Raw genomic sequence first — 15,621 nt, forward strand, 5'->3', positions numbered from 1 at the left:
CGACACCGGGCGGCGGTCCTGTACAAGGCCCCGTACGGAGCATCTGATCGCTTCATCCGAAGAGATGAAGGCGGCCCATGATGCGGACTCCGCTCGCCCGCTGCGCAGTCGCCGCGGCGGTCCTCTCCCTCACCCTGTGCATCCCGACGCCCCACGCCCACGCCACCGTCCCGGGCCCGGACCCCGCGGGCGCGGATGCCGCGGCGCGGGCGGCCGCCGCGGACGCGGGCGCCGAACTCGTCGCGAGCCGGGCCGCGAAGGCGGCCGCGCTCGCCGCGGGCGCCGGCGGGCTGGACTTCCGGGCGTGCCCCGCCGTCGAGGAGCTGCCCTCCCCCGTGCGCTGCGCGATCCTGCGGGTGCCGCTGGACTACGCGCGGCCCGACGGGCCGCAGATCCCGCTCACCGTCAGCCGGGTCCCCGCCACCCGGCGCGGCGGGGCGGCGCGGCAGGGGTCACTCGTCTACAACCCCGGCGGACCCGGTGCTTCCGGGATGTTCTTCCCGCTGGTCGCCGATCTCCCCGAGTGGGAGCGGATCGGCGCCGCCTACGACCTCGTCGGCTACGCCCCGCGCGGGGTCGGCCGCTCCGCCCCGCTGTCCTGCGAGGACCCCGCGGACCGGGGGACGGGTCCCACCCAGGTCCCGGCGGAGCCCTCCCCCGCGTACAAGCGGCAGCGCGTCGCCGACGCCCGGGCCTACGCCCGCGGCTGCGCGCGGCGGGCCGGCGCGGCCCTCACGCACTACACGACCCTCGACAACGTCCGCGACCTGCACGTGCTGCGCGCCGCGCTCGGCGAGGAGAAGCTGACCTTCCTCGGCGCCTCGTACGGCACCTACCTGGGCGCCGTCTACGCCACCGTCCACCCCGGCCACGTCCGCCGGATGGTCCTCGACTCCGCGGTCAACCCCGACCCCCGCCGCATCTGGTATGTCAACAACCTCGACCAGGCCCAGGGGTTCGAGCGGCGCTGGTACGACTTCCGCGCCTGGGCCGCCCGCCACCACGCCGCGTACCGGCTCGGCACCACCCCGGAGGCGGTGCAGGCGAGCTACGAGCGCGTACGGGAGGCGGTGGCGCGCACCCCGGCGGGCGGGGCGGTGGGGACCGGCGAGCTCCAGGCCGCCTTCCTCCAGGCGGCGTACTACGACGACGTGTGGCCGGAGCGGGCGGCCGCGCTCGGCGCGTTCCTGGCCGGCGACCCCGGCCCGCTGGCCGAACAGGCACGCCAGGGCCCGGAGTCGGCGGCCGCCCGCGAGAACGCGCGGGCGGTGTACACGGCGGTGCTGTGCAACGACGCCGCCTGGCCCGCGCGGTGGGAGACCTGGGACCGCGACAACACCGAACTGGCCCGCCGGGCACCCTTCGAGACCTGGGCCAACGCCTTCCTGAACCTGCCGTGCGCGTACTGGCCGGTGCGTGAGCGGCAGCGGCCGGTGGCGGTCGGCGCCCGGCCGGCGGCGCTCCCCCGCACCCTGATCGTCGCGGCGGAGCGGGACGGGGCCACCCCGTACCCGGGTGCGCTGGAGCTGCAGCGGCGGCTCGGCGCCGAGGCCGCGCTGGTCACGGAGGAGGGCGCGGGGGCCCACGGAGTGGTCGGCGGGCGCAATGACTGCGTGGACCGTCACGTGGAGCGGTACTTGCTCACGGGTGACACCTCGGGGTGGCGTGTCACGTGTGCGCCGCATCCGGAGCCCGCACCGGTGTCGCTGGACGACCGGGCAGCAAGAGGCCCCGGGAAGGTACCCAGGGCTCTGCTGCCGCCAGTCGTCTGAACTTCCGGGCGGGGTCTCCGGCTGCGTCGTTTCGGGGGTCAGGCCGTCATCCGGACCAGCCTCCCGATCCACCGGGGGCCGCTCCCCAGTCAAGAGAGCGGTCTTCCGGTTCCTTCCCCCCAGGGGAGGTATCAGGCGAGTCCGGCCACCAGATCGGCGACGGACTTGCGGCGTCCGGTGTAGAAGGGCACTTCTTCACGGACGTGCATACGGGCCTCGGAGGCGCGCAGGTGACGCATGAGGTCGACGATGCGGTACAGCTCGTCGGCCTCGAAGGCCAGCATCCACTCGTAGTCGCCCAGCGAGAAGGACGCGACCGTGTTGGCCCGGACGTCGGGGTAGCCGCGGGCCATCTTGCCGTGGTCCGCGAGCATGCGGCGGCGGTCCTCGTCGGGCAGCAGGTACCAGTCGTACGAGCGCACGAACGGGTAGACGCTGACGTAGTCGCGCGCGACCTCGTCGGCCAGGAAGGCCGGGATGTGCGACTTGTTGAACTCGGCCGGGCGGTGCAGGGCCATGTTCGACCACACCGGCTCCAGCGCGCGGCCGAGCTTGGTGCGGCGGAACAGGTTGTACGCGGTCTGCAGCTCGTCCGAGGTCTCGGCGTGCCACCAGATCATGACGTCCGCGTCGGCGCGCAGGCCGGAGACGTCATAGGTGCCGCGGACGGTGATGTCCTTGGCGGCCAGCTGGTCGAACAGCTCCTGGACCTCGTCGGCGTAGCCGGTGCGGTCCTCGGGCAGGACGTCCTTCAGCTTGAAGACGGACCACAGGGTGTAGCGGATGACCTCGTTGAGGTCCTTCGCCTTCTTCCCCGCGTTGGGAATCTTCTCTGGTGCAGTCATGTGTCCATTGTCCCGTGTGCTGATCAGTGGTCGGTGCCAGGGGTCCCTTACGCGGAAACCCCGGCAAACGTGGCCTTCACCACGTCGGCGGCGCCCGCGGCGCTCGCGATGCACGCCGGGATGCCCACGCCCTCGTACAGCGCGCCGCACACGGCGAGGCCGGGCAGGGCCGCGACGGCGCCGCGGATCCGGTCCACGCGGTCGAGGTGGCCGACCGGGTACTGGGGCAGCCCGCCCTCCCAGCGGGTGACGGTGGAGGCGATCGGCCGGGCCGCGAGGCCCACGGCCTCGCCCAGGTCGCGCAGCGAGACGTCGACCAGCTCGGAGTCCTCGCGCCCCAGGTCGCCCTCGTCGCCGTGGCGGCCGACCGAGGTGCGCAGCAGGAAGAGCTCGGGGTCGGCCCCGGCCCAGGCCCACTTGTTGCTGGAGAAGGTGGAGGCCTTGATGGTCCGCCCGTCGACGGGCGGTACGAGGAACCCGCTCGCGCCGCCCCCGGTGATCGCTGCGGGCAGCTCCGAGCGGCGGAAGGCCATCGTCACCAGGGCCATGGAGGCGTACTCGACGCTCCGCAGCTCGGCGGCGGCGGCCGGCGCGAGCCCGTCCAGCAGGCGGGCGGCGGGCCCGGCCGGGACGGCCAGGACCACGGCGTCCGCGTCGACGGCCCCGGCGTCGGTGACGACCTTCCAGCCTCCGGCGGTGCGCAGGAGCTCGCGCACCGGGGTGCCGGTGCTGATCCGCGCCCCGGCCGCCCGGCACGCCTCGGCCACGGCCTGCGGGAGCCGGCCGATGCCGCCGTCGATGCCCGCGAAGACGGGCCGTCCGGCCTGCCCGGACTGCTGTGCGGCCGCCCGCCGCTGGAGTTCGCGTACGCCCTCGCCCAGCGAGGCGTGCGTGCGGGCGGCCTCGAAGAGCTGCGGGACGGCGGCGCGCATGGAGATGCGGTAGGCGTCGCCGGCGTAGACCCCGCCCAGGAGGGGCTCCACCAGGCGGTCGACGACCTCGTGGCCGAGCCGGGCGGCCACGTACTCGCCGACGGCGACGTCCTCGCCGATCTCGGCGGGCGGCAGCTCGCGTTCGGCCTCGATGCGGGCCAGGCCCTCGGCGGAGAGCACTCCGGAGGCGGCGAGCGGTGCCAGGTCGCCGGGGACGCCCATGACGTGGCCGCGCGGCATCGGCCGCAGGGCGCCGCGGGTCCACAGGTGGGCGGTGGCGGTGGCGGGCGCCTGGAGGGCCTCGGCGAGGCCCACGGCCCGGGCCAGCTCCAGGGCTTCGGGGCGGCGGGCGAGCACGGATTCGGCGCCGAGGTCGACGGGGGCGCCGGCGAGTTCACCGGCGAGCAGCTTGCCGCCGAGTTGCGGCCCGGCCTCCAGGAGCGTGACGCGCATCCCGTCGGCGAGCAGCCGGTGGGCCGCGGCGAGGCCGGCGATGCCGCCGCCGATGACGACGGCGTGGCGGGCCGGGGCGCCTTCGCCGGCCGCCTCGGCCGTACCGTCCGTACGCATGTCCGCTTCGTGCATGGACACATCGTCTCAGACCGTTCGGCGGACGATCACCGAGGCCGGACCGTGACCGCATCGGGATCGGCCCGGAACCGCCGGAGCGAAACCCGCGGCGGGACCCTGTACGTCACACCGGCGACAACAGCCGATCCTCGGGGGGGTTCCACCGATGCGCACCATCCGCAGCAGCAGAGGCACCGCTGTACGGCACCGCGGCGCGGCCGCTCTGGCCGGCCTGTCCCTGGCCGGGGCGCTCGCGCTCACCGGGTGCGGGGCCGGCCAGGACGCGGCGGGCTCCGCCTCGGCCGACAAGGCCGCGGTCCGCGCCCCGGAGGGCGCGGCCCAGGGCAAGCCGGGGGCGGCCGCGGCTCCCCCGGCGGCGGCCGGGTCCGCCGGGTCGGAGGCGGCCAAGAACGGACAGCAGCCGACCGCCGTGCGCCCGAACGTCATCCGTACCGCCACGCTCGCCCTGGAGACGGCGGACCCGCAGAAGGCCCTGGCCGCGGCCCGTACGGCGGCGGAGGGCGCGGGCGGTTACGTGGGCAACGAGTCGACCGGACGCGGCGAGGACGGGCGGATGACCTCGACGCTGACCCTGCGCGTGCCGGGCGACCGCTTCGACGCGGTGCTCGGCGCCATGGAGGGCAGCGGCAGGCTGCGCAGCCGCAAGGTCGAGGCGCAGGACGTGACGCAGAAGGTCGCGGACGTCGACAGCCGGGTCAGGTCGCAGCAGGCGAGCGTGGCCCGGGTGCGGGACATGATGGACAAGGCCACGGCGCTCGGCGACGTGGTGATGCTGGAGAGCGAGCTGAGCAAGCGCCAGTCGGACCTGGAGTCGCTGCTCGCGCAGCAGACGGCGCTGAAGGACCAGACCTCGATGGGCACGATCACGATGGAGGTGTCGGAACCGGCCCCGAAGCCGGCGGAGAAGAAGGACGGGGAGCCGTCCTTCACGGCCGCACTGAAGGGGGGTTGGAACGTCTTCACGACGATCGTGCGCTACCTGGCCCTGGCGGTCGCCGCGGTGCTGCCGTTCGCGGTGACGGCCGCCGTGGTCCTGCTGGTCCTGCGCGTCCACCGGCGGCTGCGCCCGGCGAAGCCGAAGGCGGGCCTGACCCCGAGGAAGGCGCCGTCCGTGCCGGCGGCCCGGCCCGCGGACCCGACGGAAACGACGGAGGCCTCCGGCTGAACGCGCGTTCCGCCCGTAGCGTGTTCTCCACGAGACGGTGGCACGCGCGGTGAGTGCGGTGCGCAGAACGGGGCGGACGATGGCTACGGAACGACTGGTGGTGGTCGGCGGTGACGCGGCGGGGATGTCCGCCGCGTCACAGGCCCGACGGCTCAAGGGCCCGGCGGAGCTGGAGATCACGGCCTTCGAGCGCGGGCACTTCACCTCGTACTCCGCGTGCGGGATCCCTTACTGGATCGGCGGCCAGGTCCCCGGCCGGGACGACCTGATCGCCCGTACGCCCGAGGAGCACCGCGCCCGGGACATCGACCTGCGCATGCGCACGGAGGTGGTGGAGCTCGACCTCCCCGGGGGCCGGGTCCGGACCCGCGATCTGGATTCCGGATCCGAGGCCTGGACGGGCTACGACAAGCTCGTCCTGGCCACGGGCGCCCGGCCGGTCCGGCCCAAGCTGCCCGGGATCGGCGCGCACGGGGTGCACGGCGTCCAGACCCTGGACGACGGCCAGCGCCTCATGGACACCCTGCGGCGGACCGAAGGCTCCGAGGGCCGCCGGGCGGTCGTCGTCGGCGCCGGCTACATCGGCGTGGAGATGGCGGAGGCGCTGGTCGCGCGCGGCTACGAGGTCACCGTCCTGCACCGCGGACCGCAGCCGATGGCCACGCTGGACCCGGACATGGGCGCCCTGGTGCACGCCGCGATGAACCGGATGGGGATCCTCACGGTGTCCGGCGCGGAGGTCACGAAGATCCTCACGGACGACCGGGGCGCGGTCCGGGCGGTGGCCACGGCGGCGGGGGACGAGTACCCGGCGGACGTGGTGGTGCTCGGCATCGGCGTGGAGCCCCGTACGGCGCTGGCCCGCGCGGCGGGACTGCCGCTCGGCGAGTCGGGCGGCATCCTGACCGACCTGTCGATGCGGGTCCGCGGCCACGAGAACATCTGGTCGGGCGGCGACTGCGTGGAGGTCCTGGACCTGGTGGCCGGGCGCATGCGGCACATCCCGCTGGGCACGCACGCCAACAAGCACGGCCAGGTGATCGGCTCGGGCGTGGGCGGCGGCTACGCCACCTTCCCGGGCGTGGTCGGCACGGCGGTGAGCAAGGTCTGCGACCTGGAGATCGCCCGTACGGGCCTGCGCGAGCGCGACGCGCTGGAGGCGGGCCTGCGCTTCGTGACGGCGACGATCAGCTCGACGACGACGGCGGGCTACTACCCGACGGCCGCCGACATGACGGTGAAGATGCTGGCGGAACTGCGCACGGGCCGCCTGCTCGGGGTCCAGATCGTCGGCGGCGCGGGCTCCGCGAAGCGGGTGGACATCGCGGCGGTGGCCCTGACGGCCGGGATGACGGTGGACCAGGTCGTCTCGCTGGACCTGGGCTACGCCCCGCCCTTCTCCCCGGTCTGGGACCCCGTCCTGGTGGCCGCCCGCAAGGCCGTCTCGGCGGTGCGGGCGGCGGGGTAGGACACCCCCTAGGGGGTGTCGTCAAAGTCCCTTCTGGCCGGCGGGGTCTGGCACGCGCGCTCGCCGCGTTGTCGTCGGTCGACGACGCGAGCGTCGCCTCTCTCCTCCGCCTTGCGATCGCACGCACCAGACCCCGTCGGCCCCGCCCTCACGGGCGGACGAAGCTACTTTGACGACACCCCCTAGCGCGCCGTCTTGGTGTGGACGTAGTCGACCAGGCGGGTCAGGGCGTCCGGGGGGGTGGTGGGGAGGACGCCGTGGCCGAGGTTGAAGACGTGGCCCTCCAGGCCGGAGGCGGCCGCGAGGACCTCGTCCGTCTTCGTCCGTACGGCCTCCTCGGTGGAGAAGAGCACCGCCGGGTCCAGGTTGCCCTGGAGCGCCTTGCCGGGGCCGACCCGGCGGGCGGCCTCGTCGAGCGCGACGCGGTAGTCGACGCCCACGACGTCCGCGCCGGCCTCGCCCATCAGGCCGAGCAGCTCGCCCGTGCCCACGCCGAAGTGGATGCGCGGAACGCCGTAGGAGGCGACGGACTGCAGGACCTTCGCCGACGCCGGCATCACCGAGCGGCGGTAGTCCGCCGGGGCCAGCGCGCCGACCCAGGAGTCGAAGAGCTGCACCGCGGAGGCGCCGGCCTCGATCTGGACCTTGAGGAAGGCGGAGGTGATGTCCGCGAGGCGGTCCAGCAGGTCGGCCCAGAGCTCCGGGTCGCCGTACATCAGGGCCTTGGTGTGCTCGTGGTTCTTCGACGGGCCGCCCTCGACCAGGTAGCTCGCGAGGGTGAAAGGCGCACCGGCGAAACCGATCAACGGCGTGGCACCGAGTTCACCCGTGAGCATGCCGATCGCCTCGGTGACGTACGAGACGTCCTCCGGGGTGAGGTCGCGCAGCTGTGCGAGGTCCTCGCGGCGGCGGATCGGCTGGGCGACGACCGGGCCGATGCCCGGCTTGATGTCCAGGTCGACGCCGATGGCCTTCAGCGGGACCACGATGTCGGAGAAGAAGATCGCCGCGTCGACGTTGTGGCGGCGGACCGGCTGGAGCGTGATCTCCGTGACCAGGTCGGGCCGCATGCACGACTCCAGCATCTGGGTCCCCTCGCGCACCTTGCGGTACTCGGGGAGCGAGCGCCCGGCCTGCCGCATGAACCACACCGGGGTGTGCGGCACCGGCTCCCGCCGGCACGCCTTCAGGAAGGCGGAATCGTACGTCTGACTCGGCTGGCCCTGGAATGGGGTCTCCCCGGCGCCGGCGGAGCCGTGCGCGAGGGGAAGGTCGTTGGCGCTCACGCGCCAAATCTTCGCACGTATGAAGAAGTGCCCGGCCCGGCGCGGGTGTCCCTGCGCCGCACGGACGCTCGTTCCGCCTAGTCTTCCCCGCATGGCTGCGGCTCAGGGACGATTTTCAGATGGCGCTGACGGTGTGGACAGCGCGAAGGAGGGCTCCGTCCCGCTCCCGTTCCGACGCGCGGTCGACGGCTTGAAGAAGGCGCGGCTGCGTCCGGGGATCGAGATCGACCCCACCAGACCGCCCCAGCGCCTGGCCCCGCACGCCTACGCCCTCGAGGCCGCGGTCGTCGACGGCGAGGACGATCTGGCCGACGGCCGGCTCATCCTGCTGCACGATCCGTCCGGGCACGACGCCTGGCACGGGACCTTCCGGCTGGTGACGCTCGTACGTGCCGAGCTCGAGCCCGAGATGGCCGCGGACCCCCTCCTGCCCGAGGTGTGCTGGTCCTGGCTGACGGGGGCGCTGGAGGCGCGCGGCCTGGCGTACGGGGAGGCGAGCGGGACCGTGACCATGGCCGGCTCGCACTACTTCGGCGGGCTTTCGGAGCGGCGGCCGGCCACGCAGATCGAGATCAGGGCCTCGTGGACGCCGCGCGAGGGCGTCGGCGGCGTCCCGGACACCTCGGCGCACCTGTCGGCGTGGTGCGAGCTGCTGTGCCAGATCGCGGGGCTGCCGCCGGTCGGGCCGACGGACTCGGGCACGGGCGTGGTGTCCCTGCCACAGCGGCGCGGTCCGCACCACCCGTAGCCGTGCCCCCGTACGGCGGCACGGCCGTGATCGCTCTCCGCCGGAGCTGCCGAATGCGCGGCGCCCCGTAGAACGGCCGATCGAGCGCCGGCGGCGCGGTGTCGGAACCGGGCGCCCGTTGTGGGCTTCTGATCACCCGATGATCGATCGTGCGTCCGAATTGCCCGAATTGTTACTCACCAAATCGTGATCATTCCCTAAAGCCGGGCGGGTGACGTGCCGAAGGAGTCAGTGACCATCCGCACGGTTCGCACCGGCTTCCTTCCCCGAGCCGGCCGTCCCGCCACTCCCCCAGGAGGCCTAGGTGTCCGTTCTTCTCGAGCAGCCCGCAAGCCTGGTCGCCTACCGCCCGAACAAGCCGACGGCCATGGTCGTCGTGGCCGACCCGCGCGTCCGTTCCACCGTGACCCGCCATCTGTGGGCCCTCGGAGTACGTGACGTGATCGAGGCGTCGTCCATCGCGGAGGCCCGCCCCCGCGTCGGCAGCCCGCGCGACATCTGCGTGGCCGACGTACACCTGCCCGACGGTTCCGGTCTCACCCTGCTCTCCGAGACGCGGGCCGCCGGCTGGCCGAACGGCCTGGCCCTGTCCGCCGCCGACGACATCGGCGCCGTGCGCAACGCCCTCGCGGGCGGCGTCAAGGGCTACGTCGTCACCGGCACGCGGACCAACATCGGGCTCCCCACCCGGCCCGGCGCCGCCCCCATCGGTGCCGCCGCCGCCCGCATGCACCGCCGCCCCCCGGGTGCCCCGAGCCACCCGGGCGGCTACCGAGAGCTCTCCGGCCGCGAGGTCGAGGTCCTGCGCCTCGTCGCGGAGGGCCAGTCCAACAAGGCCATCGGCGTCTCGATGGGCCTGTCCGCCCTGACCGTCAAGTCCCACCTCGCCCGCATCGCCCGCAAGCTGGGCACCGGCGACCGCGCCGGAATGGTCGCCGTCGCGCTGCGGACCGGGATCATCCACTGACACCCTCCCGGCGACCCCCGGGGAACTGCCGGAGAAGCCGGGGAAACACCCGAGCCCGTGCCCCGCGCCCGTCGACGGAACGTTCCGGCGACGGGTGCGCCGTATCCACGGATACCCTTGAGCGGTGACCGACGCCCAAGAGACCGCAGCAGACCTGCGCACCACCACCGGGGGCGGCCCCCCGGACGACGTCGAAAAGGCGCCGATTCCGTTGCTCGAGCCCCGCGAGGGGATCCCTCCGGTGGTGGCCGACGAGGACGCCCTCGCCCGGGTGGTCGCGGCCTTCGCCGCGGGCACCGGACCCGTGGCCGTCGACGCCGAGCGCGCCTCCGGATACCGCTACGGCCAGCGCGCCTATCTGGTGCAGCTGCGCCGCGAGGGCGCCGGATCCGCGCTGATCGACCCGGTCGGCTGCCCCGACCTGTCCGCGCTGGGCGAGGCCCTGTCCTCCGCCGAGTGGATCCTGCACGCCGCCACCCAGGACCTGCCGTGCCTGCGCGAAATAGGCATGGTGCCCACCTCCCTGTTCGACACCGAGCTGGCCGGCCGCCTCGCCGGCTTCCCGCGGGTCGGGCTGGGCGCGATGGTCGAGAGCGTGCTCGGCTACGCGCTGGAGAAGGGCCACTCCGCCGTCGACTGGTCCACCCGCCCCCTCCCCGAGCCGTGGCTGCGCTACGCCGCGCTCGACGTGGAGCTGCTGGTGGACCTGCGGGACGCGCTGGAGAAGGAACTGGACCGGCAGGGCAAGCTGGAATGGGCCCGGCAGGAGTTCGACGCCATCGCCGCCGCCCCGCCCGCGCCGCCGCGCAAGGACCCGTGGCGCCGCACGTCCGGCATGCACAAGGTGCGCCGTCGCCGGCAGATGGCCGTCGTACGGGAGCTGTGGGAGTCGCGGGACCGGATCGCGCAGCGGCGCGACGTGTCGCCCGGCAAGGTGCTGGGGGACGCCGCGATCGTCGAGGCCGCGCTCGCGCTGCCGGTGAACGTGCACGCGCTGTCCTCCCTGCCCGGGTACGGGCAGCGCATGGGCCGGCGCCAGCTGGAGCAGTGGATGGCCGCCGTGGACCGGGCGAAGGCCCTGCCCGAGAACGAGCTGCCGCAGCCGGGGGCGACCCCGGCGGGTCCGCCGCCGCCGCGCTCCTGGGCGGACAAGGACCCGGCCGCCGCGGCGCGGCTGGCGGCCGCGCGGACCGCCGTGACGGCGCTCGCGGAGGGGCTGAACCTGCCCCAGGAGAACCTGATCACCCCGGACACGGTCCGCCGGCTGTGCTGGGAGCCGCCGCAGCGGCTGGAGCCGGAGGCGGTGGCGCAGGCCCTCGCGGGGCACGGCGCCCGGCCGTGGCAGATCGAGCAGGTGACGCCGGCGCTGGTGCGGGCACTGGCCGCGACCGCCTGACGCAACGCCACATCACAGGGAGCCCCCGGCCGTTCGGCCGGGGGCTTTCCGCGTCCTCGGGGAGTGTCCCGGTTCCGCAACAGCCCCGCCGCTCCACTTTTGAACACGCTCAAACCTCGCTAGCTTTTGAACATGCTCAACAACGGGTACGAGGGATACGAGGCATGGGTACGCGACTTCGAGGCCGAGCGGGAGCGGCGCGCGGCGATCGGGGATCCGCAGTGGGACCGGGGGGCCGCCCTCGATCCGGCGCTCATACGGAGCCTGCAGCGATTCCAGGTGGGTGAGGACGGGGACGGCTCCGCCCTGATCGGCAAGGCGGACCGGGCCGGGGACCCGCACTACGCGCAGGCCGTGCGGCTCTTCGTGGCCGAGGAGCAGAACCACGCGCGGATGCTGGCGCTGCTCCTGGCGGCCGGCGGGGCCGGGGCCCTGGCGGGGCACTGGAGCGACGCGGTGTTCGTACGGCTGCGGCGGCTGCTGGGGCTGCGGGTGGAGCTGCTGGTGCTGATGGTGGCGGAGGCGGTGGCCCTGCGGTACTACCGGGCCGTGCGGGACGGGGCCCCGGATCCGCTGACCGCGGAGGTGGCGGGGCGGATCCTGGCCGACGAGGAACGCCACGTCCCCTTCCACTGCCGACGGCTGCGCGAGGCCCTGGCGCCCCTCCCGGCGCCGGCCCGCCGGGCCGCCACGCTGGCCTGGCAGGGACTGCTCGCGGGGGCGGGCGCGGTCGTGGCGCTGGACCACGGCCCGGCCCTGCGCCACCTGGGCGTCACCCGCCGCGCGTTCACCAGGGACGTCCTGCGCTCCTCCGGCCCCCTGGCCGGCTCCATCCACACCCACGGGCCCGCGGCCGGCCTCCGGGAGTCCGCGCGAGTGTGACGTTCGCCGCTCCTCCCGGAGGGGGTGTGCACGCCGGTTACCGGCAAGTAGCATGGCCGGGTGAGCGGGCGCTCAGCAGCAGATGCCGACCGCCCCCGCGCAGCAGTGCACACCCGCACCTGGAGGAGAGCCAACGTGCCTCGTACCGTCAGGGACGTCGTCTTCGTCGACGGCGTCCGCACCCCGTTCGGCAAGGCGGGCCCGAAGGGCATCTACAACGAGACCCGCGCCGACGATCTCGTCGTGAAGGCGATCCGGGAGCTGCTGCGCCGCAACCCGGACCTGGACCCCAAGAAGATCGACGAGGTCGCCATCGCCGCGACCACGCAGATCGGTGACCAGGGCCTGACGCTGGGCCGTACCGCCGGCATCCTCGCGGGCCTCCCGCAGTCCGTCCCGGGCTACTCCATCGACCGCATGTGCGCCGGCGCGCTCACCGCCGTGACCGCGGTCGCGGGCGGCGTGGCCTTCGGTGCGTACGACGTCGCCCTCGCCGGCGGTGTCGAGCACATGGGCCGCCACCCCATGGGCGAGGGCGTCGACCCGAACCCGCGCTTCGTCTCCGAGAAGCTGGTCGACGAGTCCGCCCTGTTCATGGGCATGACCGCCGAGAACCTGCACGACCGGTACCCGACGATCACCAAGCTCCGCGCCGACGAGTACGCCGTGCGCTCGCAGGAGAAGGCCGCCAAGGCGTACGCCGACGGCAAGATCCAGCAGGACCTGGTCCCGATCTCGGTGCGCAACACCAACGAGGCCGCCGGCGAGACCGGCTGGGGCCTGGTCACCACCGACGAGCCGATGCGCCCGGGCACCACGCTGGAGAACCTGGCCGGCCTGAAGACCCCGTTCCGTACGCACGGCCGGGTCACCGCGGGCAACGCCGCCGGTCTCAACGACGGCGCCACCGCAGCGATCATCGCGTCCGAGGACTTCGCCCGCGAGAACAACCTCCCGGTCAAGATGCGCCTCGTCTCGTACTCCTTCGCGGGTGTCGAGCCGGAGGTCATGGGCTACGGCCCGATCCCGGCCACCGAGAAGGCCCTCGCCCAGGCCGGCCTGTCCATCGAGGACATAGGCCTGTTCGAGATCAACGAGGCCTTCGCGGTCCAGGTCCTCGCGTTCCTGGAGCACTACGGCATCGCCGACGACGACGCCCGCGTCAACCAGTACGGCGGCGCGATCGCGTTCGGCCACCCGCTGGCCTCCTCCGGCGTGCGCCTGATGACGCAGCTGGCTCGCCAGTTCGAGGAGCAGCCGCACGTCCGCTACGGCCTGACCACCATGTGCGTCGGCTTCGGCATGGGCGCGACCGTCATCTGGGAGAACCCGAACTTCAACGCCGAGGGAGACTCCAAGTGAGCACCACCGCTGAGCTCCTGAAGGGCGCGGCCGAGCTGTTCCCGGACGAGGTCGTCACGTCCGCGCACGTCCGCCACCTGGACCTGCCGTTCGGCGCCGGGCGCTTCGCGCTCATCACGCTGGACAACGGCTTCGACCACACCAAGCCGACCACCTTCGGCCCGCAGTCGCTGGCCAACCTGAACGCGGCGATCGACCAGGTCGAGCAGGAGGCCCTCGCGGGCTCCATCGTCGGCGCGGGCATCACCGGCAAGCCGTTCATCTTCGCCGTGGGCGCCGACCTCAAGGGTGTCGAGCTGCTCAAGCAGCACGACGAGGCGCTCGCCATCGGCAAGGGCGGCCACGACGTCTTCAAGCGCCTGGCCGCGCTGGCCGTCCCCACCTTCGCGTACTACAACGGCGCGGCGATGGGCGGCGGTGTCGAGGTCGGTCTGCACTGCACCTACCGCACCGTCTCGAAGGCCATCCCGGCCTTCTCGCTCCCCGAGGTCTTCCTCGGCCTGGTTCCGGGCTGGGGCGGCTGCGCCCTGCTGCCGAACCTGATCGGCGCGGAGCGCGCGGTCTCGGTGATCATCGAGAACTCGCTCAACCAGAACAAGCAGCTGCGCGGCAAGCAGGTCTTCGACCTGGGCATCGCCGACGCGCTGTTCGAGGGCGCGGACTTCCTGGAGCAGTCGCTCCTGTGGACCGCGAACGTCCTGAACGGCACCACCGAGGTCGTCCGCGCCGAGATCGACCGCGGCGAGGCCTGGGACGCGGCCGTCGCCAAGGGCCGCTTCATCGCGGACTCCAAGGTGCACGGCGCCGCTCCCGCCGCCTACCGCGCGCTGGACATCATCGCCGCGGCCAAGGACGGGGACCTCCAGGCCGGCTTCGACGCCGAGGACACGGCCCTGGCCGACCTCATCATGGGCGGCGAGCTGCGCTCGGGCATCTACGCCTTCAACCTGGTCCAGAAGCGCGCCAAGCGCCCGGCCGGTGCCCCGGACAAGTCCCTGGCCCGTCCGGTCACCAAGGTCGGCGTCGTCGGCGCGGGCCTGATGGCCTCGCAGCTGGCGCTGCTCTTCCTGCGCCGCCTGGAGGTGCCGGTGGTCCTCACCGACATCGACCAGGAGCGCGTGGACAAGGGTGTGGGCTACGTCCACGCCGAGATCCAGAAGCTGCTCGGCAAGGGCCGCATCAACCAGGACAAGGCCAACCGCCTGACCGCCCTGGTGACCGGTGTGCTCGACAAGGCCGAGGGCTTCGCGGACGCGGACTTCATCATCGAGGCCGTGTTCGAGGAGATGTCCGTCAAGCAGAAGGTGTTCGCGGAGGTCGAGGCGGTCGCCCCGGCGCACGCGATCCTCGCCACCAACACCTCCTCGCTGTCGGTGTCGGAGATGGCCTCCAAGCTGCAGCACCCGGAGCGCGTGGTCGGCTTCCACTTCTTCAACCCGGTCGCGATCCTCCCGCTGCTGGAGATCGTCCGCGGTGAGCAGACCGACGACGCCTCGCTGGCCACGGCCTTCGGTGTCGCCAAGAAGCTGAAGAAGACCGCGGTCCTCACCAAGGACGCCCCGGCGTTCGTCGTGAACCGCATCCTGACCCGCTTCATGGGCGAGATCCAGAACGTCATCGACGAGGGCACCCCGGTCGTCACGGCGGAGAAGGCCATCGAGCCGCTCGGCCTGCCGATGTCCCCGCTGGTGCTGCTGGAGCTCGTGGGCCCGGCGATCGGTCTGCACGTCTCGGAGACCCTGAACCGCGCCTTCCCGGAGCGCTTCACCGTCTCCCCGAACCTGGCCGCCGTGGTCAAGGCCGGCAAGCGCGGCTTCTACGTCTACGATTCCGGCAAGCCGGAGCTGGACCCCGAGGTCGCCGCCCTCCTGGTGCAGGGCGACGTCGTCCTCACCGAGGAGCAGGTCCGCGACCGCGTCCTGGACGCGGTGGCGCAGGAGATCGGCCTGATGCTGGAGGAGGGTGTCGTGGCCGAGGCCCAGGACATCGACCTCTGCCTCATCACGGGCGCCGGCTGGCCCTTCCACCTGGGCGGCGTCACGCCGTACCTGGACCGCGAGGGTGTCTCGGAGCGCGTGAACGGCAAGAAGTTCCTCGCCCCGGGCCTGGCGAGCGTCCCGGTCTGAGGTCCGTACGCCTGAACGCCCCGGACGCCCGCCCCCTCCCGAGGGGGCGGGCGTCCGCCGTTTCACGGACGGAACGGCACA

At 73.4% G+C, this 15,621-nt stretch carries 12 protein-coding genes; 9 read left to right on the forward strand and 3 right to left on the reverse strand.

The window, feature by feature from the left end:
• Positions 1-80 precede the first annotated feature (80 nt).
• A complete protein-coding gene (locus ACFYZS_RS17865) occupies positions 81-1,772 on the forward strand; it encodes an alpha/beta fold hydrolase (protein ID WP_389013454.1) in 1,692 nt (563 codons plus the stop codon).
• Between the two features lie 131 nt (positions 1,773-1,903).
• Here ACFYZS_RS17865 and hemQ read toward each other — a convergent pair whose 3' ends face one another.
• Both hemQ and hemG read right to left on the reverse strand, forming a co-directional pair.
• A complete protein-coding gene (gene hemQ, locus ACFYZS_RS17870; protein WP_030154553.1) occupies positions 1,904-2,617 on the reverse strand; it encodes a hydrogen peroxide-dependent heme synthase in 714 nt (237 codons plus the stop codon).
• Between the two features lie 47 nt (positions 2,618-2,664).
• The gene (gene hemG, locus ACFYZS_RS17875) at positions 2,665-4,119 is read right to left on the reverse strand and encodes a protoporphyrinogen oxidase (RefSeq protein ID WP_389013456.1); all 1,455 of its coding nucleotides are present in this window, start codon (positions 4,117-4,119) and stop codon (positions 2,665-2,667) included.
• A 166-nt stretch (positions 4,120-4,285) separates the two neighbouring features.
• Here hemG and ACFYZS_RS17880 point away from each other — a divergent pair, with 166 nt between their 5' ends.
• Positions 4,286-5,305, forward strand: a complete 1,020-nt coding sequence (locus ACFYZS_RS17880) for a DUF4349 domain-containing protein (RefSeq protein WP_389012895.1) — start codon at positions 4,286-4,288, stop codon at positions 5,303-5,305.
• Between the two features lie 79 nt (positions 5,306-5,384).
• Positions 5,385-6,773, forward strand: a complete 1,389-nt coding sequence (locus tag ACFYZS_RS17885) for an FAD-dependent oxidoreductase (protein WP_389012898.1) — start codon at positions 5,385-5,387, stop codon at positions 6,771-6,773.
• Positions 6,774-6,955: 182 nt separating this feature from the next.
• Here the strand turns inward: ACFYZS_RS17885 and hemE are convergent, their stop codons facing one another.
• Positions 6,956-8,059: a uroporphyrinogen decarboxylase gene (gene hemE / locus ACFYZS_RS17890; RefSeq protein ID WP_389012901.1), complete on the reverse strand. Its 1,104-nt coding sequence runs from the start codon at positions 8,057-8,059 to the stop codon at positions 6,956-6,958.
• A gap of 91 nt (positions 8,060-8,150) precedes the next feature.
• Between hemE and ACFYZS_RS17895 the strand changes: the two genes are divergently transcribed.
• The 6 genes from ACFYZS_RS17895 (at position 8,151) to ACFYZS_RS17920 (ending at position 15,540) form a co-directional block, all read left to right on the forward strand.
• Positions 8,151-8,807 carry a DUF3000 domain-containing protein gene (locus ACFYZS_RS17895; RefSeq protein WP_389012904.1) on the forward strand — a complete coding sequence of 219 codons (657 nt, stop codon included), beginning with the start codon at positions 8,151-8,153 and terminating at the stop codon, positions 8,805-8,807.
• A gap of 304 nt (positions 8,808-9,111) precedes the next feature.
• Positions 9,112-9,774 (forward strand): response regulator transcription factor, encoded by a 663-nt coding sequence (locus tag ACFYZS_RS17900; protein WP_007267191.1) that lies wholly within the window; start codon positions 9,112-9,114, stop codon positions 9,772-9,774.
• Between the two features lie 124 nt (positions 9,775-9,898).
• Positions 9,899-11,170 (forward strand): HRDC domain-containing protein, encoded by a 1,272-nt coding sequence (locus ACFYZS_RS17905; protein ID WP_389012907.1) that lies wholly within the window; start codon positions 9,899-9,901, stop codon positions 11,168-11,170.
• 132 nt (positions 11,171-11,302) lie between these two features.
• Positions 11,303-12,052 carry a ferritin-like domain-containing protein gene (locus ACFYZS_RS17910; protein WP_389012910.1) on the forward strand — a complete coding sequence of 250 codons (750 nt, stop codon included), beginning with the start codon at positions 11,303-11,305 and terminating at the stop codon, positions 12,050-12,052.
• 135 nt (positions 12,053-12,187) lie between these two features.
• Positions 12,188-13,414 carry an acetyl-CoA C-acyltransferase gene (locus ACFYZS_RS17915; RefSeq protein ID WP_229335995.1) on the forward strand — a complete coding sequence of 409 codons (1,227 nt, stop codon included), beginning with the start codon at positions 12,188-12,190 and terminating at the stop codon, positions 13,412-13,414.
• Complete coding sequence (locus ACFYZS_RS17920; protein ID WP_389012913.1) at positions 13,411-15,540, forward strand: 3-hydroxyacyl-CoA dehydrogenase NAD-binding domain-containing protein; 2,130 nt, start codon at positions 13,411-13,413, stop codon at positions 15,538-15,540. The genes ACFYZS_RS17915 and ACFYZS_RS17920 overlap by 4 nt, the downstream gene beginning before the upstream one ends.
• Positions 15,541-15,621 lie beyond the last annotated feature (81 nt).

The sequence above is a fragment of the Streptomyces sp. NPDC001903 genome, assembly GCF_042891345.1.
Lineage (GTDB): Bacteria > Actinomycetota > Actinomycetes > Streptomycetales > Streptomycetaceae > Streptomyces.

Coding starts and splice junctions, on each gene's coding strand:
- ACFYZS_RS17865 (WP_389013454.1), top strand. CDS start 81: ATGCGGACTCCGCTCGCCCGCTGCGCAGTCGCCGCGGCGGTCCTCTCC.
- hemQ (WP_030154553.1), bottom strand. CDS start 2,617: ATGACTGCACCAGAGAAGATTCCCAACGCGGGGAAGAAGGCGAAGGAC.
- hemG (WP_389013456.1), bottom strand. CDS start 4,119: ATGCGTACGGACGGTACGGCCGAGGCGGCCGGCGAAGGCGCCCCGGCC.
- ACFYZS_RS17880 (WP_389012895.1), top strand. CDS start 4,286: ATGCGCACCATCCGCAGCAGCAGAGGCACCGCTGTACGGCACCGCGGC.
- ACFYZS_RS17885 (WP_389012898.1), top strand. CDS start 5,385: ATGGCTACGGAACGACTGGTGGTGGTCGGCGGTGACGCGGCGGGGATG.
- ACFYZS_RS17895 (WP_389012904.1), top strand. CDS start 8,151: ATGGCTGCGGCTCAGGGACGATTTTCAGATGGCGCTGACGGTGTGGAC.
- ACFYZS_RS17910 (WP_389012910.1), top strand. CDS start 11,303: ATGCTCAACAACGGGTACGAGGGATACGAGGCATGGGTACGCGACTTC.